This is a genomic window from Streptomyces sp. NPDC056480 (assembly GCF_042795405.1).
Taxonomy (GTDB): Bacteria; Actinomycetota; Actinomycetes; order Streptomycetales; family Streptomycetaceae; genus Streptomyces.
The window spans coordinates 24361-48156 of record NZ_JBHTSA010000026.1; the positions used below are offsets into that span (position 1 = coordinate 24361).

Genomic DNA, 23796 nt, shown 5'->3' on the forward strand with positions numbered 1-23796 from the left:
CGGCGGGGGTCCACCGGTCCCGTTCACCCGAAGGTGTCACTGGCACATGCCAGCGGCGATCAGGTCACTACGCGATGCGGTCCAGGACGATCGGGTTCGGGGTGAACTCCGTGCCCGGCGCCGCGATGTCCCAGGCCGAACCCAGGGACTGCAGCGCGTAGTCGAACTTCTCCGGGGTGTCCGTGTGGAGGGTCACCAGCGGCTGGCCCGCCGTCACCGTGTCGCCCGGCTTGGCGTGGATCTCGACGCCCGCGCCGGCCTGCACCGGGTCCTCCTTCCGGGCGCGGCCCGCGCCCAGGCGCCAGGCGGCGATGCCGATGTCGTAGGCGTCGAGGCGGGTCAGGACACCGGAGGACGGGGCCGTGACGACGTGCTGCTCGCGGGCGACCGGGAGGGCCGCGTCCGGGTCGCCGCCCTGGGCCGCGATCATCAGGCGCCAGTGGTCCATCGCCGAGCCGTCGGCCAGCGCCTTCGCCGGGTCGGCGTCCTTGATGCCGGCCGCCGCGAGCATCTCGCGGGCCAGCGCGATCGTCAGCTCGACGACGTCCGCCGGGCCGCCGCCGGCGAGGACCTCGACCGACTCGCGGACCTCGAGGGCGTTGCCCGCGGTGAGGCCGAGCGGGGTGGACATGTCGGTGAGCAGCGCGACCGTCTTCACGCCGCTGTCGGTGCCGAGGCCGACCATCGTGGAGGCGAGCTCACGGGCGTCCTCGATGTTCTTCATGAAGGCGCCGGTGCCGACCTTGACGTCGAGGACCAGGGAGCCGGTGCCCTCGGCGATCTTCTTCGACATGATCGAGGAGGCGATGAGGGGAATCGCCTCCACCGTGCCCGTGACGTCGCGGAGCGCGTACAGCTTCTTGTCCGCCGGCGCCAGGCCGTCGCCCGCCGCGCAGATGACCGCGCCGGTGGTGTCGAGGACGTGCAGCATCTCCTCGTTGGAGAGCAGCGCGCGCCAGCCCGGGATGGACTCCAGCTTGTCGAGCGTGCCACCGGTGTGACCGAGACCGCGGCCGGAGAGCTGCGGGACGGCCGCGCCGCAGGCGGCGACGAGCGGGGCGAGCGGGAGGGTGATCTTGTCGCCGACACCGCCGGTGGAGTGCTTGTCGGCGGTCGGGCGCGAGAGGGAGGAGAACTCCATGCGCTCGCCGCTCGCGATCATGGCCGCCGTCCAGCGGGCGATCTCCGCGCGGTTCATGCCGTTCAGCAGGATGGCCATGGCCAGGGCGGACATCTGCTCGTCGGCGACCGCACCGCGGGTGTAGGCGTCGATGACCCAGTCGATCTGCTCCGGGCTCAGCTCGCCCTTGTCCCGCTTCGTGCGGATGACGGAGATGACGTCCATGGTGGTGCCTCTTTCTACGCGCATAGAGGGGGAAAGGAGGAGCGGCCCTTCCCATCGTGCCGGAAGGGCCGCTCCGAGGTTTACTTCGCGAGGTGGTCCGGGCCGAATGCCTGCGGCAGCATCTCGGCGAGGGTCAGGAACCCGGCGGGCGTCTCCAGGACGAGCTCGGGGCCCCCGAACTCGTACAGCAGCTGCCGGCAGCGGCCGCACGGCACCAGGCACTCGCCCCGGCCGTCCACGCACACGAAGTGCGTGAGGCGCCCGCCGCCGGTCGCGTGGAGCTCCGAGACGAGCCCGCACTCGGCGCACAGGCTGAGGCCGTACGAGGCGTTCTCCACGTTGCAGCCGGAGATCGTCCGCCCGTCCTCGACACGGGCCGCCGCGCCGACCGGGAAGCCCGAGTACGGGGCGTACGCACGGGCCATGGCCTCGCGCGCCGTGACCCGCAGGGCCTCCCAGTCTGCCTCGGAGAGGGCCGTCGTCACTTGCCCTGGCCCTTGCGGTACGGCAGGCCGTCCGCCTTCGGCATGCGCAGGCGCTGCGCCGAGAGCGCGAGCACGAGCAGGGTGGTGACGTAGGGGGCCGCGTCGACGAACTGGCTCGGGACCTCGTCGGTCAGCGCGTACCAGAGGAAGAAGCCGCCGGCGAAGGCCGCGGAGATCACGCCGACCACGTACTTCTTCTTGTACAGCTGCCACAGGGCGGCGATCACCAGGAGCAGGGCGACGAGCAGCAGCAGCGCGTGGACGTTCTCGGCGCCGCCGCGGAGCTTGAGGCTGTCGGTGAAGCCGAAGAGGCCGGCGCCGAGCGCCATGCCGCCGGGCATCCAGTTGCCGAAGATCATCGCGGCGAGACCGATGTAGCCGCGGCCGCCGGTCTGGCCCTCCTGGTAGATGCCGGTGGAGACGATCGCGAGGAACGCGCCGCCGAGGCCCGCGAGGGCGCCGGAGACGGTGACGGCGATGTACTTGTACTTGTAGACGTTCACGCCGAGGGACTCGGCCGCGACCGGGTTCTCACCGCAGGAGCGCAGGCGCAGACCGAAGGCGGTGCGCCAGAGCAGCCACCAGGTGGCCGGGATCAGCAGCAGGGCGACGATCGTCAGGAGCGACAGGTTCGTCACGAGGCCGCCGAGGATGCCGGCCACGTCGGAGATGAAGAACCAGTGCTTGCCCTGGAGATCGGTCAGCCAGTCGGAAAGACCCGGCACGGTGATCTCGTAGATCTCGTCGATGCGGGGGGACTGCTTGGAGGAGCCGCCCTCGGCCTCGGCGAACGTGAAGTTCGACAGGTACTGGGTGAAGCCGACCGCGAGGATGTTGACCGCCACACCGGAGACGATGTGGTTCACGTTGAACGTGACGGTGATGATCGCGTGCAGCAGACCGCCGAGCGCACCGCCGAGGAGACCGACGAGGACGCCCGTCCAGGGGCCCCACTGGTATCCGGCCCAGGCGCCGAACCAGGTGCCGAGCACCATCATGCCTTCGAGGCCGATGTTGACGACGCCCGCGCGCTCGGCCCACAGACCGCCGAGACCGGCGAGACCGATCGGCACGGCGAGCTTGAGCGCACCCGAGACCTGACCCACCGAGGTGAGGTCGTTGGCCCCGGAGACGGCCCGGACGAAGGAGAAGAGCAGGAGACCGGCCGCGACGATCAGCATGATCCACGGCAGGGTGAGCTTGCGGCGTCCGCCGCCCTTGGGCGCGGCGCTCGGCTTGGTGACAGTGCCGGTGCTCATGCCGAGACCTCCTTGTCGGTCTTGATGGCGCCGCCGGCGGCGAGTTCCTCGCCGACCTTCTGCTGCTGGCGGCGGAGGCCGTAACGGCGGACGAGCTCGTACGAGACGACCACGGCGATCACGATGATGCCCTGCATGATCTTGGTGATCTCCTTCGGGTAGCCCTCGGTGTCCAGCGACGAGGAGGCCTTGTCGAGGAACGCGAAGAGCAGGGCCGCGAAGAAGATGCCGACCGGGTGGTTCCGGCCGAGCAGCGCGATGGTGATGGCGGTGAAGCCGACACCGACGGGGAAGTCGAGGCTGTACGTGTGGGACTCGCCGAGCAGCGTCGGCATGCCGGCGAGGCCGGCCAGCGCGCCCGAGAGCAGCATCGAGGTGAGGATCATCTTCTTGGCGTCGACGCCGCTGGCCTGGGCGGCGGACTCGCTGGCGCCGGTGGCGCGCAGGTCGAAGCCGAACCGGGTGCGGTTGAGGACGAACCAGTAGACGACGCCGAGCGCGAGCGCGACGAACGTGAAGCCGTAGATGACTCCGTTGCCCTCGCCCATGTCGATGCCGGGGAACCAGCCGGACTCGGAGATCTCACCGGTGGTGAGGTTGTTCGAGCCCTCCGGCTGGACGCCGAAGTTCTTCGGCAGGATCAGCCAGGCCACCAGCGAGGTCGCGATGGCGTTCAGCATGATCGTCGAGACGACCTCGGAGACACCGCGGGTGGTCTTCAGGACGCCGGCGATGCCGGCCCAGAAGGCGCCGGTGAACATCGCGACGAGCACGATCACGAGGATGTGCAGCGGGCCGGGCAGCTCGATCGAGGCGCCGACGAGGGCCGAGACCATCGCGGCGAGCCGGTACTGGCCGTCGACACCGATGTTGAACAGGTTCATCCGGAAGCCGACGGCCACAGCCAGGGCCGCCAGGTAGTAGATCCCCGTCTGGTTGACGATCAGGACCTGGATGTCGGCGAACCCGGCGTTGTCGATCATCAGCGTGATCGGCTCGATCGGGTCGAGGCCCGTCGCGAGCAGCACCAGGACGGTGAGCACGAACGAGGTGACCAGGGCGAGCACCGGTCCCGCCGCGCCCAGGATCAACTTGTCCTTGTCGAACTTCATCATCGGGCGTCACCGTCTTCGGGCTGCTCTGCGCCTTCGAGCTGGCCGCTGGCCGCGCCGGTCATGGCGGAGCCCAGCTGCTCGGGCGTGATGGTGGCGGGGTCGGCGTCCGCGACGAGCTTGCCGCGGTACATGACCCGGAGGGTGTCGGAGAGGCCGATCAGCTCGTCCAGGTCGGCGGAGATCAGCAGCACCGCGAGACCCTCGCGGCGGGCGTCCCGGATCGCGTCCCAGATCTGCGCCTGCGCGCCGACGTCCACACCGCGGGTGGGGTGGGCGGCGATCAGGAACTTGGGCGCGTGGCTCATCTCGCGGCCGACGATCAGCTTCTGCTGGTTGCCGCCGGAGAGGGAGGCCGCGGTGACGTCGATGCCGGGGGTGCGCACGTCGTACTCGCGGACGATCCGCTCGGTGTCCTTGCGGGCGGCCTTCGGGTCGAGGATGCCCCGCTTGGAGTTGGGCGCCTCGGAGACATGGCCGAGGATGCGGTTCTCCCAGAGGGGCGCTTCGAGGAGCAGGCCGTGGCGGTGACGGTCCTCGGGGATGTAGCCGATGCCGCCCTCGCGGCGCTTGCGCACCGAGACCTTGGAGATGTCCACGCCGTCGAGGGTGATGACGCCCGAGTCGGGGGTGGCCATGCCCATGAGGGTCTCGATGAGCTCGGTCTGGCCGTTGCCCTCGACACCGGCGATGCCGAGGATCTCGCCCTTGTGGATCGTGAGGGAGATGTCGTCGAGGAGCTTGCGGCCCTCGGCGGTCTCCTCGAGCACGACGACGGTCTTCGCCGGGTCCGGCGGAGCGGCGCTGGTCAGCGGGGCGGCGGCGACGGCGCCGGCCTCGGTCAGCGTCAGGTTCCGGACCTGGAGCATCGGGACGGTGGTGACCGTCGACTCGCGGGTCTCCGGCGAGGGCAGCTCGCTGCCGACCATCAGCTCGGCGAGCTGCTTGGTGGTGGCGGTCTTCGGGTCGGCGGTGCCGACGGTGGTGCCCCGGCGGATGACGGTGATGTCGTCGGCGACCTTCAGGACCTCGCCCAGCTTGTGCGAGATGAAGATGACGGTCAGGCCCTCGGACTTGAGCTCGCGCAGGTTGTCGAAGAGCGCGTCGACCTCCTGCGGGACGAGCACCGCGGTCGGCTCGTCGAGGATGAGGATCTTGGCGCCGCGGTAGAGGACCTTGAGGATCTCCACACGCTGGCGGTCGGCGACACCGAGGTCCTCGACGAGGGCGTCGGGGCGGACCCCGAGGCCGTACGCGTCGGAGATCTCCTGGATCTTCTTCCGCGCCTTGGCGCCGATGCCGTAGAGCTTCTCGCCGCCGAGGACGACGTTCTCCAGGACGGTGAGGTTGTCGGCGAGCATGAAGTGCTGGTGCACCATGCCGATGCCGCGCGCGATGGCGTCACCGGGGCTGGAGAAGGTGACCTGCTGGCCGTCGACCGCGATGGTGCCCTCGTCCGGCTTCTGCATGCCGTAGAGGATCTTCATGAGGGTCGACTTGCCGGCACCGTTCTCGCCGATGAGGGCGTGCACAGTGCCCTTGCGGACTGTGATCGCGATGTCCTTGTTGGCGACGACGCCGGGGAATCGCTTGGTGATGCCGTGCAGTTCTACGGCAGGGGGGCTGGACGCGTTGATGACGCACTCTCCTTGGCCGGAAGGAGTGGGAGCGGGAGGGCAGGGCGGGGTGAAGTTATCGTGCCAGGGAGACATCTACACGCGTAGCGCTGCCGAAAAGTGAAAACCCGTACGGGAATGGGGCCCGGCAACGATGGGGGTGCCACCGCTGCCGGGCCTTGGGTCGTTGACCAGTGCGTCCTTACGGAGCGGTCTTGACCGTGATCTTGCCGTCGATGATTTCCTTCTTCGCCTTGTCCACCGCGGCGATGAGGTCCTTCATCTCCTTGTACTTCGGGTTGGAGTCGGCGAGGGCGACGCCGTCCGTGGCGAGGCCGTAGCGGACCTCACCGGACTGCGGCTTGCCGTCCTGGACCGACTTGATGACGTTGAAGACGGAGTCCGAGACGTCCTTGGTGACCGAGGTCAGGATGGCGTCCTTGTAGGAGGCCAGACCCGGCTGGTTGTACTGGTCGGAGTCGACACCGATCGCCCACTTGCCGGCGGCGGAGGCGGCCTCGATCGCGCCGGAGCCGGCCAGACCGGCGGCGGCGTAGATCACGTCGGCGCCCTTGTCGAGCTGGCCCTCCGCGGCGGCCTTGCCGAGGTCGGGCTTCGAGAAGCCGTCGAAGTTCGGCGGCTGGGTCAGGTACTGGACGAGCACCTTCGCCTTGGGGTTGGTGTCCTTGACGCCCTGCGCGAAGCCCGCCTCGAACTTCTTGATCAGCGGAACCTCGACACCGCCGATGAAGCCGACCGTGCCGGTCTTGGACGCCTTGGCGGCGGCGACGCCGGCCAGGTAGGAGCCCTGCTCCTCGTTGAAGACGAGGTTGGCGATGTTCGGGCCGGTCTTCGACGTGTCGTCGATGAGGCCGAAGGTGGTCTTCGGGTAGGCCTTGGCGACCTTCTCGATGGCCGGGGCGTAGGCGAAGCCGACACCGATGACCGGGTTGTTCCCGGCGCGGGCGAGAGCGGTCAGGCGCTGCACCTTGTCGGCGTCGCCCTCACCCTCGGAGGGCTCGGCCTCGGCGCCCTTGACGCCGAGCTCGTCCTCGGCCTTCTTGAGGCCCGCGTAGGCGGCGTCGTTGAAGGACTGGTCGCCACGGCCGCCGATGTCGTACGCGATGGCGGCCTTCGTGGCCTTCGCGCTCGAGCTCGGGCTGGAGCCGGAGTCCGTCGAAGACTTGCCACACGCGGTGGCGGAGAGGGCGAGCGCCGCGGAGGCGATGCCCACGGTCGTGATCCTGGTGATCCGGCGCAAGAGGAGGGTCCCTTCAAGACTGACCGAAAGCGCCTCTTCCGGCGCTGGTTTCGCGGCGATCGTAACGCGCGTAGATGTCAGTTAAAGACCCGTTCATGAGTCGTTATCGGATCGTCGCGAACCGGCCAGTCGGGGCGACCGGGGGCGTTCGGCCCGGTACCGCGAGTTATATCTCCGGGTCCGGGCGCCGGGAAGGGGGTCCGAGGGCGCCACGCCGGGCCGTTGGACCGAAGGGAGGACATCGGTCGGCCGGACGGACGAAGGGTCCGCCCGGCCGGAACCAAGGCTGCCGTTTGGCCTGAAATCAGCGCTTTGGTGCCGCGTCGAGCAGCGCCGCGGCGGTGAAGAGCTCCACCCCGGCCTCGATGCAGCGCTCGTCCACGTCGAAGTCGCCGGCGTGGAGGTCGCGGACACGGGTGTCGCCGGGGGTGCGGACGCCGAGGCGGGCCATGGCGCCGGGCACGTGCTCCAGGTACCAGGAGAAGTCCTCGCCGCCGAGGCTCTGCTCGGTGTCCTCGATCGCATACGGTCCGCGACGGGCGGTCATCGCGGCCTGGAGCAGCTCCGTGACGGCCGGGTCGTTGACGACCGGCGGCACACCGCGCACATAGGTGACGGTCGACTTGGCCCGGTGCAGGGTCGCGATCTCGTCGATGGCCGCGTGCACCAGGTCGGGCGCCTCGCGCCAGGTGGGCAGGTCGAGGCAGCGGACGGTGCCGGAGAGCTCGGCGTGCTGCGGGATGACGTTGCAGGCGTGGCCGGACTCGATGCGGCCCCAGGTGACCGAGAGCCCCGAGCGGGCGTCGACGCGGCGGGACAGGACGGCGGGGACGTCGACGGCGACCCGGGCGGCGGCGGTGACGAGGTCGGTGGTGAGGTGCGGGCGGGCGGTGTGGCCGCCGGGCCCGTCGAGGGTGACCTCGAGACGGTCGCAGGCGGAGGTGATGGGGCCGGGGCGGAGCCCGATCTTCCCGGCGTCCACCCTGGGGTCGCAGTGCACGGCGATGATCCGGCCGACCCCGTCCAGGACACCCGCTTCGACGGCGTCGGCGGCGCCGCCGGGGAGGACCTCTTCGGCGGGCTGGAAGAGCAGCCGCACGGCGGCCGGGAGGAGGCCCTGGCGGTCGAGCTCGGCGAGGACGAGTCCGGCGCCGAGGACGGTGGTGGTGTGGACGTCGTGTCCGCAGGCGTGGGCGCGGTTGGCCACGGTGGAGTGATAGGCGACGGTCTTGACGTCGGGGATGGGCAGCGCGTCGAGGTCGGCGCGGATCGCGAGCATCGGCCGCGCGGGGTCCGGGGTGCCGATGTCACAGATGAGCCCGGTGCCGCCCGGCAGGACCTTCGGCGCGAGGCCGGCCGCCTCCAGGCGGGCCTTGAGCGCGGCGGTCGTACGGAACTCCTGGTTCCCGAGCTCCGGGTGCATGTGCAAGTCCCTGCGGAACGCGATCAGTTCGACGCGCAGGGGTTCGGACAGCGTTCCGGGCAGGGTGACGGAGCCTGGCTCACGGGACTTCAACTGGTTCACCCTTTGAAGGGTAGGCCTCAAGAGAGGTCAACTGCCCGTTGATCACAAAAAGTTCAGCCCGTTAGGGGAAAGAATCTCGGTTCGACAGGCATGAAGCCCGTTCCATATGGGTACGCTCAGCCGAATTCGAGCCGATCGGTCTGGGTTGCCGCCCGGGAGGTGAGCCGGTCGACCTCGTGGGCCGCCGTGCCCGTCACCCCGGACAGGAAGCCCTGGGCCCGCGGGGAGGCGGTGGCCCGCAGCCACTCGGGCGAGATCTCGCAGACCGCGACCTTCACCCCGGTGCCGGCGAGGGCCAGCGGCAGGGTGTGCACGACCGTGGACGGGAAGCTGACGACCGTACGCCCGATGGGTCCGCGGCGGGCGATCAGCTCCAGGGGCAGCTCCGGGCGGACCACCTGGAGGCCCGTCTCGACCGCGATCCGGTGCAGCTTCTCGGCGCTCTCCCTGCGGTGCGCGAAGTAGCGGGTGGCGCCGTGGGTGCGGGCGAGCTCCGCCACCACCCGGTCGTAGTGGTCGGCGTCGACCACCCCCGTCTCCACCAGCGAGGTCCCCACCAGGTCCGCGCCGCCGGTGAGCAGCGGCGGGCCGAAGCGGGACCGGGTCCAGGCGTAGGAGTTCTCGGTGACCGTGATGCCCTCGGGGGCCTCGACGGGCAGCGAGGTGAAGATCTCGACCGTACGGCCGGAGGCCGGGGCGAGGCGCTTCTTGGCGAGCAGGGTCACCGGGGCGAGCACCACCTCGCGCGGGTCGAGGCCGCGGCTCCTGCGGTGCCAGCGCACCAGCCGCTCGCCGCGGCCGACCTGGGCGGCGTACTCCATGGTGGCGGTGCCGTCGTCGACCACGGTCAGGTGCCGGGGGGCGAAGAGGGTGAGGAGGAGCTGGACGTACCGGGAGAACGGGTCCCCGATGATCACCCGCTCCGCCGAGCGCAGCGGCCGGGCGAGCTCCCGCAGGGTGCGGACGAGCGAGCCCCGGCCGCCGCGGGCCTCCTGCCAGTGGACGGTGAGGCCCTCGTCGCGGGCCAGCTGGGCCATCCGGCGCAGCTGGCCCCGCGACATGGGGTCGGTCGGCGAGAGGACGACGACCGTCAGGGCGGGTGCGGGCCGTGCCGCACCCTGGGCGGCGTTCGTCGAGCGGGGCGCCCCCGCGGACGCACCGGCGTCCGCGGAGTCGGGCGCCGGGGTGACCGCGCCGGCGGGCACGGCGTCCGCCGCGCCGTGCGTGCCGGCGGGCGCCGCGGAGGGCGCACCCGTGGCGGGAGCCTGGGTGTGCGCCCATTCCAGGACGTTGAGGAGCTGGACCGGGCTCTCGACGAACGCCAGCTGCCCGGTCATGCGGCGACGAGGCCCTGGACCCGGCGGAGCTTCTTCATCGGGCCGAGCTCCGACTCGTAGACCTTCTTGACGCCGTCGCCGAGGGCGGCCTCGATGGTGCGGATGTCGCGGACCAGGCGCTGCAGGCCCTGGGGCTCGACGGAGGCGGCCTGGTCGGAGCCCCACATGGCGCGGTCGAGGGTGATGTGACGCTCGACGAAGGTGGCGCCGAGGGCGACGGCGGCCAGCGTGGTCTGGAGGCCGGTCTCGTGGCCGGAGTAGCCGATCGGGACGTTGGGGTACTCCTCCTGCAGGGTCTGGATGACGCGCAGGTTGAGCTCCTCGGCCTTGGCCGGGTAGGTCGAGGTGGCGTGGCAGAGCAGGATGTTCGCGCTGCCGAGGACCTCGACGGCGTGACGGATCTGCTCCGGCGTCGACATGCCGGTGGAGAGGATGACCGTGCGGCCGGTGGCGCGCAGCGAGCGCAGCAGCTCGTCGTCGGTGAGGGAGGCCGAGGCGACCTTGTGGGCCGGGACGTCGAACTTCTCGAGGAAGGCGACGGCCTCGGTGTCCCACGGGGAGGCGAACCAGTCGATGCCGCGCTTCTTGCAGTGCTCGTCGATGGCGCGGTACTGGGTCTCGTCGAACTCGACGCGGTGGCGGTAGTCGATGTACGTCATCCGGCCCCAGGGGGTGTCCCGCTCGATGTCCCACTGGTCGCGCGGGGTGCAGATCTCGGGGGTGCGCTTCTGGAACTTGACGGCGTCGCAGCCGGCTTCGGCGGCCACGTCGATCAGCGCGAACGCGTTGTCGAGGTCACCGTTGTGGTTGATGCCGATCTCGCCGGTGATGTAGACGGAGTGGCCCGGGCCTGCGGTCTTGTCGCCGAGGGTGCGGATACGGGTGTTCATGGTGCCGGTCCTTAGGAGTTGGGGGTGTCGAGCTCGGGTCCGAGGAGCCAGGCGGCGATCTCGCGGATCGCCCCCGAGCCACCCGGGGTGACGGTGACCGCGCGGGCCGCGGCCCGTACGGAGTCGTGTGCGCTGCTCACCGCGACGGGCCAGCCGACGAGGTGGAAGCAGGGAAGGTCGTTGACGTCGTTTCCGGCGTAGAGCACGCGCTGCGGGTCGATGCCCTCGGCCTCGCACCACTCCTTGAGGGCCCGGTCCTTGCGGTCGATGCCGTGCAGGACGGGGATCTTGAGCTTGCGGGCGCGGGCGGCGACGACGGCGTTCTGCTCGGTGGAGAGGATGAGGACGGGCAGTCCGGCGCGGCGCAGGGCGGCGATGCCGAGGCCGTCGCCGCGGTGCGCGGAGACGAACTCGCGTCCCTCGGCGTCCAGGTGGACCCGGTCGTCGGTCTGCGTGCCGTCGAAGTCGAGGACGACGGCGTCGATGTCCGCGAAGCCGGGGGTGGCCGGGGTGTCGAGGAGCGGCGCGAGCACGCGGGCGCGGGCCAGGTCGTGCGGGTCGTCGATCTCCAGGACCCGGGCGGGGTCGGTGACGACGAGCGCCGTACGGCCGAAGAAGCGGTGCCTGTGGGTACGGAAGCCGGCCGCGTCCATCGCGTAGACGGCGCCGGTCTCCAGGTACTCGGGCTCCCGGTCCTGGCGGCGGGGGCGGTGCGCCTTGTCGTGGTTGACGCCGGTGGCGCCGTCCTCGACCGTCTCGCGCCAGAGGAAGCCGTGCGACGGGGCGGCGGTGAAGGCCGTGTCGGCGGCACCGGAGGTGATGCGCTCGACGGTCTCGGCGACCTCGGCGGAGCTGAGGAAGGGGCTGGTGCACTGGACGAGGAGGACCACGTCCGCCGGGCGGCCGTGAGCGGCCTCGAAGGCGTCCATGGCGTGCAGGACCGCGGCCTCGCTGGTGGCGGTGTCGCCGGCGATCTCGGCGGGGCGCTGCACGGCCTCGGCCCCCGCGGTGCGGGCGGCGGCCGCGATGCCGGCGTCGTCGGTGGAGACCACGACGTGGGTGACGGGACGGGCGCCGAGGCAGGCCCGGACGGCGCGGGCGACCAGGGGGACTCCGGCCACCGGGGCGAGGTTCTTGGCGGGCACGCCCTTCGAACCGCCCCTCGCGGGGATCACGGCGAGCACGGTGGTGGTCATCAGAGTTCTCCCAGACGGCGGATGACGGGGGCGACGCGTTGCACGCCGTGGCGGTACGCGCCCCGCGCGGCCTCCCGGACGACCCTGCGGAGGCCGCTCTCGCGGGGCTCCGGGGCGGTGACGTCCAGGCGGTGGCGGGCGAGGATCCCGGGCAGGTAGCCGGGCGCCGTCTCCGTGGTGTAGTAGGGGGTGATCGGGGGGAGCGCGGGGAGCGCCAGGAGCTCGGTGACCCGGTCGCGGGCGGCGTCGAAGGCCGCGCCGTACGAGCCGTCGGACGCGACGCCCTGCCGGGCGAGCCAGGTCTCGTCGGGCGTCGGGGCGAGCCCCTTGTCGAGCCGGTCGAAGGAGGCGAGCAGTCCGGAGCCGACGAAGTGGTGGTTGCCGAGGACCTCGCGGACCCCGAGGTCGGTGAGGATCGCGGTGGGGATGCGCCGGTGGAGGGCTTCGAGGGCGGCCGTCGAGGAGACGGTCACCAGCAGGTCGGTGCGGTCGAGGACCTCGCCCATGTGCCCGTACACGAGCTTGAAGTTGGGCGGCGGGTCGAGCTCGCGGACCAGCTTCTGGAACGGGTACTCCTCCAGGTGCGTGGTGTGTTCGCCCGGCTTGGAGCGGAGCTTGAGGAGCACCTCGCGGCCCGGGTGGAGCCGGGCGTGCTCGATCAGCCGCCGCAGCACGTAGGCGCGATCGGCCCGGGTGACCGGTACGGACGGCTGGGCGGCGAAGACCAGGGTGTCGCGGCCGGCTTCCGGGGTGTACGGGGCGCCCCCCAGGAAGGGCAGTGCCGCCTCGACGACCGAGTCGGCCCCGGCGCCCACTCCTTCGTACACGGCACGGAAGCGCTCCGCGTCGTGACGGGAGTTGGCGAGGACGACGTCGGCGCCGTGGCGCAGCAGCAGACCGTCGGTCAGCTTCTCGTAGACGACGCCGACATAGCCGGTGACGACCACGGGACGCCGTGCGAGGCCCAGGTCGGCGAGACCCTGGAGGACGGCCCTCACGGTGCCGCCGACGAGAGCGAGGACGACGACGTCGTATCCCTCGCCGCGCGTCTCCGCGTCCCGTACCGCGCGCAGGAACTCCGCGCCCGTCACCTCGCGGGGGGTGGTGGTGGACACCCCGGTCTCGGCGAGCTGGCGTTCGGTGGGGGTTGCCCGTCCGCGCAGGACGAATCCGGTGGGTTCGGCGGTCGCCGTGGTGATGCGGCGCGCCGTGAGGGCGCCCCATTTCCACCGGGTGTCGGAGTCGGCGAGTACGGCGACCCGTACCGCTTCTCTGGTACTTGCTGGCACGCCGAGGACGCTAGAAGGGCATTCCGCTTTTCGGCCCAACTGAGACACAACAAACGGTGAACAGAGCCTCTCCTCCTGTTGAAGTGGGTCGTGAACCGGACGTATCGGGGCCGATTTTCCCTACCGGTAAAGGTGGTTAATCGGCCCGCCGCTTCGTGTTCACCGAAGTGATGCCCAACGGTCGGTGGGAATGCCGGGACGGCACCTAGCGTCAACCGCGTGGTCAAGCTCTCCGTCGTCGTGCCGTTCTTCAACGTGCAGACATACGCCCCCGACACCCTCACCAGCCTGCGGGCCAACGCCCGGGAGGACTTCGAGTTCCTGCTCGTCGACGACTGCTCGTCGGACGGGACCCCGGAGATCCTCGAACGGGCCGCGCGCGAGATCCCGGGTGCCGTCCTGATCAGGCACGAGCACAACGGGGGCCTCGCCACCGCCCGGAACACCGGCCTGGACGCCGCTCGCGGCGAGTACCTCACCTTCCTCGACGGGGACGACTGGCTCGCCCCCGGCTACTACGCGCGCCTGGTCGCGGCCGCCGAGGACCTCGGCTGCGACTTCCTGCGCACCGACCACGTCTCCGTCACCGGCAGGAACCGCGGCATCCGCCGCGCGCCGGTCCCCCGGCGCCGGGAGGTGCTCGACCCGCGGGACGCGATCCTGCCGGCGCACCGGACGACCTCGGTCGACTACCCGTACGCCTGGGCGGGGATCTACCACCGGCGGCTCCTCGACCGCGGCCTGCTGCACTTCACGCACGGACTGCGGACCGCCGAGGACCGGCCGTGGATCTGGCGACTGCACCGCGAGGCGAAATCGTTCGCCGCCATCGGTGAACTCGGTGTCTTCTACCGGCGCGGAGTGGCGACCTCGCTCACTCAAATCGGCGACATACGGCAATTGGATTTCATCCGCGCATTCGACCAGGTGATCGAAGAGACCGCGAAGGACGCGGACGCCGATCTTCTTCTCCCAAAGGCCGTGCGCACATATTGCGCGGTGATTTCCCATCACATCGGCTCGATCGAACGCTTCGAGCCGGACGTCGCCCGTCAGCTGAAGGCGATGAGCGCGGGCGCGCTGCGGCGCATGCCGCAGGACGTCCTCGACGAGGCCCTCGCCGCGATGGGCGGGGACCGCGCGACGATGCTGCGGAGACTGCGGCGGCGCCGTCCGGCACCGCCGCCGACACCGGGCACGGGCCCGGGCGCCGGTGCCGGCCCGGCCTCCGCGGAGGTGGCCGCGTGAGCACCCGACGGACCACCCAGATCTTCTGCGCCTCCACCCTCTACGGCGCCGTGACGATCGCCGCCGCCCTGGACAGCGGGAGCTTCGGCCCCGCCGACCGCCGGATCCTCCTCGTCACCAACAACGCGGCCGTGCCGGAGACCACCCCTCCGCTCGACCAGGCCGAGGGCTTCGAGCGGCTCCGCGGCCGCTTCGACTCCGTCCTGTCGTGGAACGAGACCATCTCCCCGCTCCACCCGGGCGGCTGGACCCCCCGGGCCAGCGACCTGCCGCTCCTCCAGCGTCATCTGCGCAGGATCTGGGACCTCGGCGACGACCACGTCGAACTCGCCCTGGAATCGATCCAGGTGACGCCCGCGCTCGCCATCGCCCAACTGCTGCCCGACGCGCCCGTCACCGTGTACGCGGACGGGCTGATGAGCTACGGGCCGACGCGCAACAAGATCGACCCGCTCATCGGCGGACGCGTCGGCCGACTGCTCCACCTGGACCTCGTGCCCGGCCTCGCGCCGCTGCTGCTCGCCGAGTTCGGGGCGGTGCCGGAGGCCGTACCGACGGAGGCCTTCACCAAGTGCGTCGACGAGCTGGCCGGGCCCGCCGCCACGGCGGCCTCCGAGGACGGGCCCGTGCTGCTCCTCGGCCAGTACCTGGCGGCGCTCAACCTGCTGACCGTCGCCGAGGAGGAGGGCCTGCACCTGCAGATGGTGCGGGGCGCGGTCGCCCGGGGCCACCGGCGGCTCGTCTTCAAGCCGCACCCGACGGCCCCCGACACCTGGTCGAAGGCGCTGGTGGAGGAGGCGGCGGCGCTCGGTGCCGAGCTGACCGTCGAGGACCGGCCGGTGCTCGCCGAGGTGCTCTACCGCGAGCTGCGGCCCGCCCTCGTCGTCGGCTGCTTCTCCACGGCGCTGCTCACCGCGCGGACCTTCTACGGACTGCCGGTGGCCCGGGTCGGGACGCGCGGCCTGCTGGAGCGGCTCACCCCGTTCCAGAACAGCAACCGCATCCCGCTCACCGTCGTGGACGCGGTCGTACCGCCCCTGGAGGCCGGTACGGAGGGCGGTGCGGAGGACGGCGGCACGATCGCGACGGCCCAGCTGAACGACCTGGTCGCGGCGGTCGGCTTCGCGATGCAGCCGAAGATCCGGCCGGAGCTGCGGGAGCCGGCGGTACGGCACCTGTCCGGGCCGTTCGCCGAGCGCACCCGGCACCACTTCACCCGCCGCCGCCTCACCGTCCTGAACCTGCCCGGCGGCATCCCGCTCCCCCGGCACCCGAGGGTCCGCCGCCTGGCCCGGCGCGCGCCGGAGGAGGTGCTCCGCCGTCAGGCGCGGACGATCTCCTCCTGGAGCTCCGTCACCCACTGGGAGCTGTCCTCGGGGCATTCCAGGTACAGCTCGCGCGCGTAGTTCCGCGTCTCGTACCCGTGGGCCTCGATCCAGCGGGCCAGGGTCTGCGCGGTCGGCAGGACGGTGTCCATGGAGCCCCGGTGGACGACGGTCGCCGCCTCCTCGATGCCGGGCAGCACACGCACCTCGACGCCCTCCACGGCCGTCCCCTCCGGGACGGTCGTGCCGGCGTGCACGAGGACCGATCCGTCGCCCTTGCCGGCGTCCTCGTAGTACGCGATCCCGGGGCCGAACCCGGTGAGCCCGGCGGCCTCGAGACGGCCGCACAGCTCCTCGTACAGGGGCCCGATGACCGGGCCGATGTGCTGCGGGCCGAAGCTCGCGGCGACCGCGCTCAGTTCGGCGATCCGGACGGCGGGGATCTTCTTGACGACGACGTCCTGGGTGGGCATGCGTCCCTCGCTTTCGATGGCCCGGAGCCGCGCGCCGACCTGGGCGAGCCGTGCCCGCGCCTCCGCCATGGCCGCTTCCAGCTCGGCCTGGCGCAGACGCAGCATGCCCCGCAGCTCGTCCGCGTCGAACTTCTCGTCGAGGATCGCCCCCACCTGTTCGAGGGTGAAGCCGAGGTCCTTGAGCGCGATGACACGGTTGAGCAGGGCGAGCTGTTCCGCCGTGTAGAAGCGGTAGCCCGTGTGCGGGTCGACCCGGGCCGGGCGCAGCAGTCCGATGGCGTCGTAGTGGCGCAGCATCCGGACCGACACCCGCCCGTGCCGGGCGAAGTCTCCGATGGCAAACATGACGCCCCCTACGGAACGGCCTCACACGGTGTGAGGGTCAAGCGGCGCTGCTGAGGGAGAGCTTCGCGGCGAAGCCGAGGAAGAGGGCTCCGGCGGCGGAGGTGGCTCCCGCGGAGAGCCGACGGCGGCGGCGGAAGGCCGCGGCGAGCCGGGTGCCGCCGAATATCAGCATCGTCAGGTAGAGGAAGCTGCCGATCTCCAGGAGGGTGCCGAGCACCAGGAAGGAGAGCGCCGGGTAGGCGTACGCCGGGTCCACGAACTGCACGAAGAAGGAGATGAGGAAGAGGATCGCCTTGGGGTTGAAGAGGCTGATGATGAGCGCTCTGCGGTACGGGTTCTCCCCCGGCCCGGCCTGCGCATCCTCGGGCCGGTCGGCCGCCGTCTCCGCGCCCTCGCCACGCGAGCGCCACATCTCCAGGGCCGAGCGCAGCATCCCGTACGCCATCCAGGCCAGATAGCCCGCGCCCGCGTACTTCACGATCATGAAGAGCAGGGGGGTGGTCTGGAGGAGGGAGGCCGCGCCGAGCGCGGCCAGCGTCATCAGGACGGCGTCGCCGGTGAAGACTCCGGCGGCGGCCCTGTACCCGGTCCTCGTGCCCTTGCGGGCGGCGACGGACAGCACGTACAGCGAGTTCGGCCCCGGCAGGAGGATGATGAGGACGAGGCCCACGAGATAGGTCGGAAGATCGGTGACACCCAGCATGAAGCGGAGTGTCGCATGTCAGTACGACACTCCGCCCGTGTGTTTCGCATCGCGGAAGATCAGAACGCGTCGGTCGGGACATACGTGCCCCAGACCTCCCGCAGCGCGTCGCAGACCTCGCCGACGGTGGCACGGGCCCTGAGGGCCTCCTTCATCGGGTGGAGGACGTTGTCCGTCCCCCGCGCCGCCCTCCTCAGCTCCGCGAGGGCCGCGTCCACCGCCGCCCCGTCCCGCCCGGCCCGCAGGGCGGCGAGCCGCTCGGCCTGCTGGGCCTCGATCGCCGGGTCGACGCGCAGCGGCTCGTACGGCTCCTCGACGTCGATCGCGTACCGGTTGACGCCGACGACGACCCGTTCCCCGCTGTCGGTCTCCTGCGCGATCCGGTACGCCGAGCGCTCGATCTCGCCCTTCTGGAAGCCGCGCTCGATGGCACTGACCGCGCCGCCCATCTCCTCGACCCGGCCCATCAGCTCCACGGCGGCCGCCTCGACGTCGTCGGTCATGCGCTCCACGACGTACGAGCCGGCGAACGGGTCCACGGTCGCGGTCACGTCCGTCTCGTACGCCAGGACCTGCTGGGTGCGCAGGGCCAGCCGGGCGGACTTGTCCGTCGGCAGGGCGATCGCCTCGTCGAAGGAGTTGGTGTGCAGCGACTGCGTCCCGCCGAGCACGGCGGCGAGGCCCTGGACGGCCACGCGGACGAGGTTGACCTCGGGCTGCTGGGCGGTCAGCTGCACCCCCGCGGTCTGGGTGTGGAAGCGGAGCATCAGCGACTTGGGGTTCTCCGCGCCGAACTCGTCCTTCATGACCCGCGCCCAGATCCTGCGGGCCGCCCGGAACTTCGCGACCTCCTCCAGGAGTGTCGTACGGGCCACGAAGAAGAAGGAGAGCCGGGGGGCGAAGTCGTCGACGTCCATCCCCGCGGCGACGGCGGTCCGCACGTACTCGATGCCGTCGGCCAGGGTGAACGCGATCTCCTGCGCGGGCGAGGCACCCGCCTCCGCCATGTGATAGCCGGAGATCGAGATGGTGTTCCACTTGGGGATCTCCGCCCGGCAGTACTTGAAGACGTCCGCGATCAGCCGGAGGGAGGGCTTGGGCGGGAAGATGTACGTGCCGCGGGCGATGTACTCCTTCAGCACGTCGTTCTGGACCGTGCCGGTCAGCCGGTCCGCCGGGACCCCCTGCTCCTCGCCGACCAGCTGGTACATCAGCAGCAGGAGGGCGGCGGGGGCGTTGATCGTCATCGAGGTGGAGACCTTGTCCAGCGGGATGCCGTCGAACAGGATCCGCATGTCCTCGACCGAGTCGATCGCGACCCCGACCTTGCCGACCTCGCCCGAGGCGATCGGCGCGTCGGAGTCGTGACCCATCTGGGTCGGCAGGTCGAAGGCGACGGAGAGGCCCATGGTGCCGTTGGCGATCAGCTGCTTGTACCGGGCGTTGGACTCCACGGCGGTGCCGAAGCCCGCGTACTGGCGCATCGTCCACGGCCGGCCGGTGTACATCGACGGGTACACCCCGCGGGTGAAGGGGTACGCGCCCGGCTCGCCCAGCTTCTCCGCCGGATCCCAGGCCTCCAGGGCCTCCGGTCCGTAGACCGGCTCGATGGGCAGTCCCGACTCCGACTCGCGCGCCATTGGCTGTGCCTCCCGATGAGATTGGGCCCTGCTCACAGCATGCGCGGATCGTGACCTTCGCGCGCAACCGCACACGCGCGGGAAGCATCTCTGGGTACATACGAATCGTCCCGGGGGGCAACACCAATGAAGCGGTCTTCTTCCGTCATACGCAGAGTGGTTCTGGCAGCGGCCTCGGTGGCCCTCGCCGCCGGTTGTACGGCCCAGGCGGCCGGTTCCGGGGGCGGCTCCGGGAGCCCGACGAACGCGCCGGCGACCTCGGCGCCCGCGCCGACCGACGCCCCCACCCAGGACGGCAAGGCCCCGTCCCCCTCGGACACCGCGGCGACGCCGACGGAGACGCCTTCCGGGACGCCTTCCGGGACCGCGCAGCCCAAGGCCCTGATGGACGACGGGGACGAGAACGAGCAGGTCCGTGAGCTCCAGGCGCGGCTGCGGCAGCTCAAGTACTTCGACCGTGCGCCCACCGGTTTCTACGGGACGATGACGGCCGGCTCGGTCAAGGCCTTCCAGAAGAAGCAGGATCTGCCCCGGACGGGTTCGGTCGACGAGGAGACCTGGCAGCGGCTGCTCGGCGCGAGCCGGAAGCCGACCGCCGACGAGCTGAAGCCGTCGACGACCAACGAGCTGGACACCCCCGACGCGCGGTGCATGACCGGCCGGGTGCTGTGCATCAGCAAGGAGAGCCGGACCCTCGCCTGGATGATCGACGGCAAGGTCGTCTCGTCGATGGACGTCCGCTTCGGCTCGGAGAACACCCCGACCCGTGAGGGCATCTTCACCGTGGAGCGCAAGGTCCGGCAGGACTGGTCGCGGCTGTACCACACGCCGATGCCGCTCTCGATGTACTTCAGCCGCGGCCAGGCGGTGCACTACTCGGCGGACTTCGCGGCCCGCGGCTACAACGGCGCCTCGCACGGCTGCGTCAACGTCCGGGACCGGGTCAAGCTCACGGCCCTCTTCGACCAGGTGAAGGTCGGCGACAAGGTCGTCGTCCACTGGTGACCGGGGACCCCGTCGACCGGTGACCCGGGAGGGGAGGGGAAAGGGCGCGGGTGGGACCGGGGGAACGTGTCCCACCCGCGCCATGTGCGCGGAGCCGTAGGTACGGGGGGAACCCCGGCTCACTGCGCGGCCGATGACCAGTCGGCACACTCAGTACTGCGCCGACGGGCCCAGAAGTGTTACACCGGGAGCGGAAGGCGTGCGCCGACGCCGATTCCGAGGGGCAGTACGGCGGTGAGCCCGGCGGTGCCGGGGGCCGAGGACCGGGCCGAGTCGCGGCGGTCCCGGCCGCTGTCGCCGCCCCGGCCGTCGCGGTCGCCGTCGCGGTCGCCGTCGTTGCCGCGGTCGTTCCCGTCGCCCTTGGGGTCGTCGTCGGACTCGCCCTTCGAGCCGTCCTTGCCGCTGTCGCCGCCCTCGGGCGCGGCCGTGCCGCCGAGGATCCGGTCGCAGTAGCGGCGCAGGGTCTCGCCGTCGCGCAGGATGCTCGTGAGTCCCTTGCGGCCGGTGGCGTCGAGCTTTCCCGAGCGGAACGCCCGGCAGGCGTCGAGGACCTTCTCCCGGGTCGTGGTGGCGCCCTGGTCGCCGCCTGTGCCGCCGTCCTTGCCGCCGGTCTCCCTGCCCTGCCCGTCCGGGCCCGTTCCCGTGCCGGGGCCCGGTGTGCTCCTGCCGGGCTTCGGCGTGCCGGGTGCCCGGGTGTCGGTGCCGTGTCCTTCGGGGGCTCCGGTGGACGGCGGGGTGGTGCTCGTGCCGGCCGAGGGGGACGCGCCGGGGGTGCGGTCGGCGCCGTCCGGTTCCGTCGTGGGCGCCTCGGGGTCCCTGCGTATGCCGGGGTCCTCCGAGACGAGCGGGTCGGCGTGCTCGCCCGCCGTGACGGAGCTGGCGGGCGCGGGGCCGCCCACCATGGGCAGCACACCCGTTCCCGCGGCGACGGCGACCCCTCCCACGGTGACGGCGGCGACCGCGGCGGCGATTCCGTACCGGAGGGAACGTCCCCAGCGGGGGCGGCGGGCGGGCACGGGGGCGAGCCGCACCTGGCCGAGTTCGGCCTGTTCGGTGCGGCTCGCGGCGGTCGCGGCGACGGGTGCGGCGGCGCGCTCGGCGTGCGCCGCGCGGAAGGCGGCGAGCGCGGCGGCCTCGCCGGGGAGTTCGGTGCGCGCGGCCGGCGGGACGGCCGGGACGCGGGCCGCGTCGAGGGCTCCGGCCAGGCGCTCGGCCCGGGAACGCGCGCGGTCGTCGACGGCGTCGACCGGCTCGCCGCGGAGCAGCCGCTCCGCGGCCTCCTGGTCGAGCCACTGGTACCGCTCGTCGGCCATCACATGTCCTTCTGCGTACGCGGACGCGATTGCGTCACACCGCCCGGGGCCATGGACCCCGGTACGCGCCCGCGTTGCGGAGGCACACCGTCCAGCGGGACGACCGTCTCGTCGGCGCCGTCGGGGCCGGCCGTCTCGCCGTCGACGCCGAGGAGTTCGGCCAGCTTCTTGAGGCCGCGATGGGCGGCGGTGCGGACGGCTCCGGGGCGTTTGCCCAGGGTGTCGGCGGCGGTCTTGGCATCGAGGCCGACGACGACGCGCAGGACGACGGCCTCGGCCTGGTCCTGCGGAAGCTGGGCGATCAGCTGCATGGTGTGGCCGGTGGCCAGCGCCTCCAGGGCTTCGCCCGCGGTGTCGGACGCGGCGGGCTTGTCGGTGAGTTCGGTCTCGTCGGCGCCGACGGCGGGGCGCCTGCCGCGCATGCGGACGTGGTCGAGGGCGCGGTTGCGGGCGATCCGGGCCGCCCAGCCGCGGAAGCGGTCCGCGTCGCCGTCGAAGCGGTCGAGGTCGCGGGCTATCTGGAGCCAGGCCTCCGAGGCGACGTCCTCCGCCTCGATGTCGCCGACCAGTGTGCGTATGTAGCCGAGCAACCGTGGATGCACGGCGCGATACACAGTACGGAACGCGTTCTCGTCCCCGTCCTGCGCAGCGAGCACCGCGGCCGTCAGCTCCGCGTCGTCCCCCAGCACTCCCCAAACCCTGTTCGTCGGTCGCGTCGTCGCTTCATCGCGGCTGGTCACCACCGCCACGCCGCCTCGCGCATCTGCACGCTACGTCGTGTCGCGGCGCCGCGTCCACGCGGTCCGGGCTCTTTGTACAACTTGCAACCTTCGGGCGGTGGTGTGCGGGATGCCGCCGGCGCGGTCGCGGTGTGACAGAAAGCGCACTCCCGGCGCTGAATGGAGTACGGAGCCGTGCTGCGGCTCCGTGGACGACGGCCGGGGTCTCTCCTGTGGGGGGTGGCGACCCCGGCCGTCTCCCTTTTTCCCGCCCTTCACCGCCCTCCCCACGGGGTGTCAACCGGCCGTTGACAGTCGACGGACTGTCAACCTAGGGTTGCCTCATGACGAATCCAGTCGGCCTGAATGTCCCTGTCCGCCTCGACGAACTCATCGACGCGATCAAGAAGGTCCACCCCGACGCGCTGGACCAGCTCTCCGACGCGGTGCTCGCGGCGGACCACCTCGGCGAGGTCGCCGACCACCTCATCGGCCACTTCGTGGACCAGGCCCGGCGCTCCGGCGCCTCCTGGACCGACATCGGCCGCAGCATGGGCGTCACCCGCCAGGCGGCCCAGAAGCGCTTCGTGCCGAAGGGCCCCGACGCCGCCCAGATGGACCCGAACGCGGGGTTCAGCCGCTTCACCCCCCGCGCCCGCACGGTGGTCGTGGCCTCGCAGGAGGAGGCCCGGACGGCCTCCCACGCGGAGATCGTGCCCGGCCACCTCCTCCTCGGCCTGCTCGCCGACCCCGAGGCGCTCGCCATGCGGTGGCTGGCCGGGCAGGACGTGACGGCGGAGGCGGTGCGCGACGCGGTGACCCCGACACTGCCGCCGCGGGCCGAGGAGATCCCGGCGCTGATCCCGTTCGACGCGGACTCGAAGAAGGTCCTGGAGCTGACGTTCCGCGAGGCGCTGCGCCTCGGCCACGGCTACGTCGGCACCGAGCACATCCTGCTGGCCCTCATGGAGCACGAGGACGGCACGGGCGTGCTGGCGGGTCTCGGCCTCGACAAGGCGACGGCCGAGCGGCAGATCGCCGAGACGATCGCCTCGGCGACGGTCACGGCCCCGGAGGCGGCCTCCTAGGAGCGCCTCAGGCGGTGCGGGCCCGGCGGGAGACGACCGCGCGCAGCACCCGGCCGCCCTCGACGGAGAGATCACGGGCCCGGCGCAGGCCGGTCGGGCCGTGGGCGACCGAGTCGAGGACGGCCTGCTGGCGGCGGAGCTCTCCCGCGAGCAGGGGGCCCGCCCCGTCCGCGTCGCCGGCCCGGCAGCGCTCGACGAGGCCGTCGGGCACGTCGGCGGCGTCGTACCGCCCGTGCAGGGCGAGGGCGGTGACGGAGCACGCGGCGGCCCAGGCCCGCAGGGTGTCGGCCGCCCAGGCCGCCGGGGCGTCCGCGAGCATGCCGCGTACGGCCCCGGCGTCCGCGCCGTCTCCGCCCGGCTCCACGTCCAGTTCGACCCGCGCCTTGGCGACGGCCTCGCCCCAGGCCTCGCCGTCGCCGCGCGCGACGGCGGCCCATACGGGGCGCAGGGCGTCGCCCCGGTCGCCGGCGAGCAGCGGGAGGCAGCGGTCGAGGCAGGCGAGACCGGCCGCGGCCAGGCCTCGCTCGTCGGCCCCGTCGATCAGTTCCAGCAGGCTCCGGCCCGTCGCCGACGTCATGGACGCCTCCTTGCCACCCGATACGGACGCAGTACGTCCACTACT

Annotated in this window: 21 protein-coding genes; 4 read left to right on the top strand and 17 right to left on the bottom strand. The window is 71.7% G+C overall.

Features of this window, described 5'->3' with window-relative positions; all coding sequences use genetic code 11:
* Window positions 1-67: 67 nt before the first annotated feature.
* The 11 genes from ACFQ79_RS14445 to ACFQ79_RS14495 form a co-directional block, all read right to left on the bottom strand.
* A complete protein-coding gene (locus tag ACFQ79_RS14445; protein ID WP_383582858.1) occupies window positions 68-1345 on the bottom strand; it encodes a thymidine phosphorylase in 1278 nt (425 codons plus the stop codon).
* Window positions 1346-1425: 80 nt separating this feature from the next.
* Window positions 1426-1830 (bottom strand): cytidine deaminase, encoded by a 405-nt coding sequence (locus ACFQ79_RS14450; RefSeq protein ID WP_383582861.1) that lies wholly within the window; start codon window positions 1828-1830, stop codon window positions 1426-1428.
* Complete coding sequence (locus tag ACFQ79_RS14455) at window positions 1827-3089, bottom strand: ABC transporter permease (RefSeq protein ID WP_383582864.1); 1263 nt, start codon at window positions 3087-3089, stop codon at window positions 1827-1829. Before ACFQ79_RS14455 ends, ACFQ79_RS14450 begins: the two co-directional genes overlap by 4 nt.
* Entirely contained in the window at window positions 3086-4204 is a 1119-nt protein-coding gene (locus ACFQ79_RS14460; protein ID WP_383582866.1) for an ABC transporter permease, read from the bottom strand. The genes ACFQ79_RS14455 and ACFQ79_RS14460 overlap by 4 nt, the downstream gene beginning before the upstream one ends.
* A complete protein-coding gene (locus ACFQ79_RS14465; RefSeq protein WP_383582868.1) occupies window positions 4201-5913 on the bottom strand; it encodes an ABC transporter ATP-binding protein in 1713 nt (570 codons plus the stop codon). The genes ACFQ79_RS14460 and ACFQ79_RS14465 overlap by 4 nt, the downstream gene beginning before the upstream one ends.
* 106 nt (window positions 5914-6019) lie before the next feature.
* Entirely contained in the window at window positions 6020-7078 is a 1059-nt protein-coding gene (locus tag ACFQ79_RS14470) for a BMP family protein (protein ID WP_383582870.1), read from the bottom strand.
* 304 nt (window positions 7079-7382) lie between these two features.
* Complete coding sequence (locus ACFQ79_RS14475) at window positions 7383-8603, bottom strand: amidohydrolase (RefSeq protein ID WP_383582873.1); 1221 nt, start codon at window positions 8601-8603, stop codon at window positions 7383-7385.
* A 116-nt stretch (window positions 8604-8719) separates the two neighbouring features.
* Window positions 8720-9940: a hypothetical protein gene (locus tag ACFQ79_RS14480; protein WP_383582876.1), complete on the bottom strand. Its 1221-nt coding sequence runs from the start codon at window positions 9938-9940 to the stop codon at window positions 8720-8722.
* The gene (locus tag ACFQ79_RS14485) at window positions 9937-10830 is read right to left on the bottom strand and encodes an N-acetylneuraminate synthase family protein (RefSeq protein ID WP_383582879.1); all 894 of its coding nucleotides are present in this window, start codon (window positions 10828-10830) and stop codon (window positions 9937-9939) included. The genes ACFQ79_RS14480 and ACFQ79_RS14485 overlap by 4 nt, the downstream gene beginning before the upstream one ends.
* A gap of 11 nt (window positions 10831-10841) precedes the next feature.
* Complete coding sequence (locus tag ACFQ79_RS14490; RefSeq protein WP_383582882.1) at window positions 10842-12026, bottom strand: cytidylyltransferase domain-containing protein; 1185 nt, start codon at window positions 12024-12026, stop codon at window positions 10842-10844.
* Window positions 12026-13315 carry a DUF6716 putative glycosyltransferase gene (locus ACFQ79_RS14495; protein WP_383582885.1) on the bottom strand — a complete coding sequence of 430 codons (1290 nt, stop codon included), beginning with the start codon at window positions 13313-13315 and terminating at the stop codon, window positions 12026-12028. Before ACFQ79_RS14495 ends, ACFQ79_RS14490 begins: the two co-directional genes overlap by 1 nt.
* Before the next feature lie 219 nt (window positions 13316-13534).
* Between ACFQ79_RS14495 and ACFQ79_RS14500 the strand changes: the two genes are divergently transcribed.
* Both ACFQ79_RS14500 and ACFQ79_RS14505 read left to right on the top strand, forming a co-directional pair.
* Entirely contained in the window at window positions 13535-14563 is a 1029-nt protein-coding gene (locus tag ACFQ79_RS14500; protein ID WP_383582887.1) for a glycosyltransferase family 2 protein, read from the top strand.
* Entirely contained in the window at window positions 14560-15969 is a 1410-nt protein-coding gene (locus ACFQ79_RS14505) for an alpha-2,8-polysialyltransferase family protein (RefSeq protein WP_383582889.1), read from the top strand. The genes ACFQ79_RS14500 and ACFQ79_RS14505 overlap by 4 nt, the downstream gene beginning before the upstream one ends.
* On the opposite strand, the gene ACFQ79_RS14510 is transcribed toward ACFQ79_RS14505, so the two are convergent.
* The 3 genes from ACFQ79_RS14510 to ACFQ79_RS14520 are packed head-to-tail and all read right to left on the bottom strand — an operon-like array spanning window position 15885 to window position 19049.
* Window positions 15885-16706 carry a MerR family transcriptional regulator gene (locus ACFQ79_RS14510; protein ID WP_383582891.1) on the bottom strand — a complete coding sequence of 274 codons (822 nt, stop codon included), beginning with the start codon at window positions 16704-16706 and terminating at the stop codon, window positions 15885-15887. The two genes, ACFQ79_RS14505 and ACFQ79_RS14510, sit on opposite strands and share 85 nt — an antisense overlap.
* 37 nt (window positions 16707-16743) lie before the next feature.
* Entirely contained in the window at window positions 16744-17409 is a 666-nt protein-coding gene (gene leuE / locus ACFQ79_RS14515) for a leucine efflux protein LeuE (RefSeq protein WP_383582894.1), read from the bottom strand.
* 59 nt (window positions 17410-17468) lie between these two features.
* A complete protein-coding gene (locus ACFQ79_RS14520) occupies window positions 17469-19049 on the bottom strand; it encodes a methylmalonyl-CoA mutase (RefSeq protein WP_383582897.1) in 1581 nt (526 codons plus the stop codon).
* 156 nt (window positions 19050-19205) lie between these two features.
* Between ACFQ79_RS14520 and ACFQ79_RS14525 the strand changes: the two genes are divergently transcribed.
* A complete protein-coding gene (locus tag ACFQ79_RS14525) occupies window positions 19206-20054 on the top strand; it encodes a L,D-transpeptidase family protein (RefSeq protein ID WP_383582900.1) in 849 nt (282 codons plus the stop codon).
* Between the two features lie 179 nt (window positions 20055-20233).
* Here the strand turns inward: ACFQ79_RS14525 and ACFQ79_RS14530 are convergent, their stop codons facing one another.
* Window positions 20234-21367 (bottom strand): hypothetical protein, encoded by a 1134-nt coding sequence (locus tag ACFQ79_RS14530; protein ID WP_383582902.1) that lies wholly within the window; start codon window positions 21365-21367, stop codon window positions 20234-20236.
* Window positions 21367-22056 (bottom strand): RNA polymerase sigma factor, encoded by a 690-nt coding sequence (locus tag ACFQ79_RS14535; protein ID WP_383582904.1) that lies wholly within the window; start codon window positions 22054-22056, stop codon window positions 21367-21369. The genes ACFQ79_RS14530 and ACFQ79_RS14535 overlap by 1 nt, the downstream gene beginning before the upstream one ends.
* Window positions 22057-22430: 374 nt before the next feature.
* Here ACFQ79_RS14535 and ACFQ79_RS14540 point away from each other — a divergent pair, with 374 nt between their 5' ends.
* Window positions 22431-23174: a Clp protease N-terminal domain-containing protein gene (locus ACFQ79_RS14540; RefSeq protein WP_383582906.1), complete on the top strand. Its 744-nt coding sequence runs from the start codon at window positions 22431-22433 to the stop codon at window positions 23172-23174.
* Between the two features lie 7 nt (window positions 23175-23181).
* Here ACFQ79_RS14540 and ACFQ79_RS14545 read toward each other — a convergent pair whose 3' ends face one another.
* Entirely contained in the window at window positions 23182-23751 is a 570-nt protein-coding gene (locus ACFQ79_RS14545) for a hypothetical protein (protein WP_383582908.1), read from the bottom strand.
* Window positions 23752-23796 lie beyond the last annotated feature (45 nt).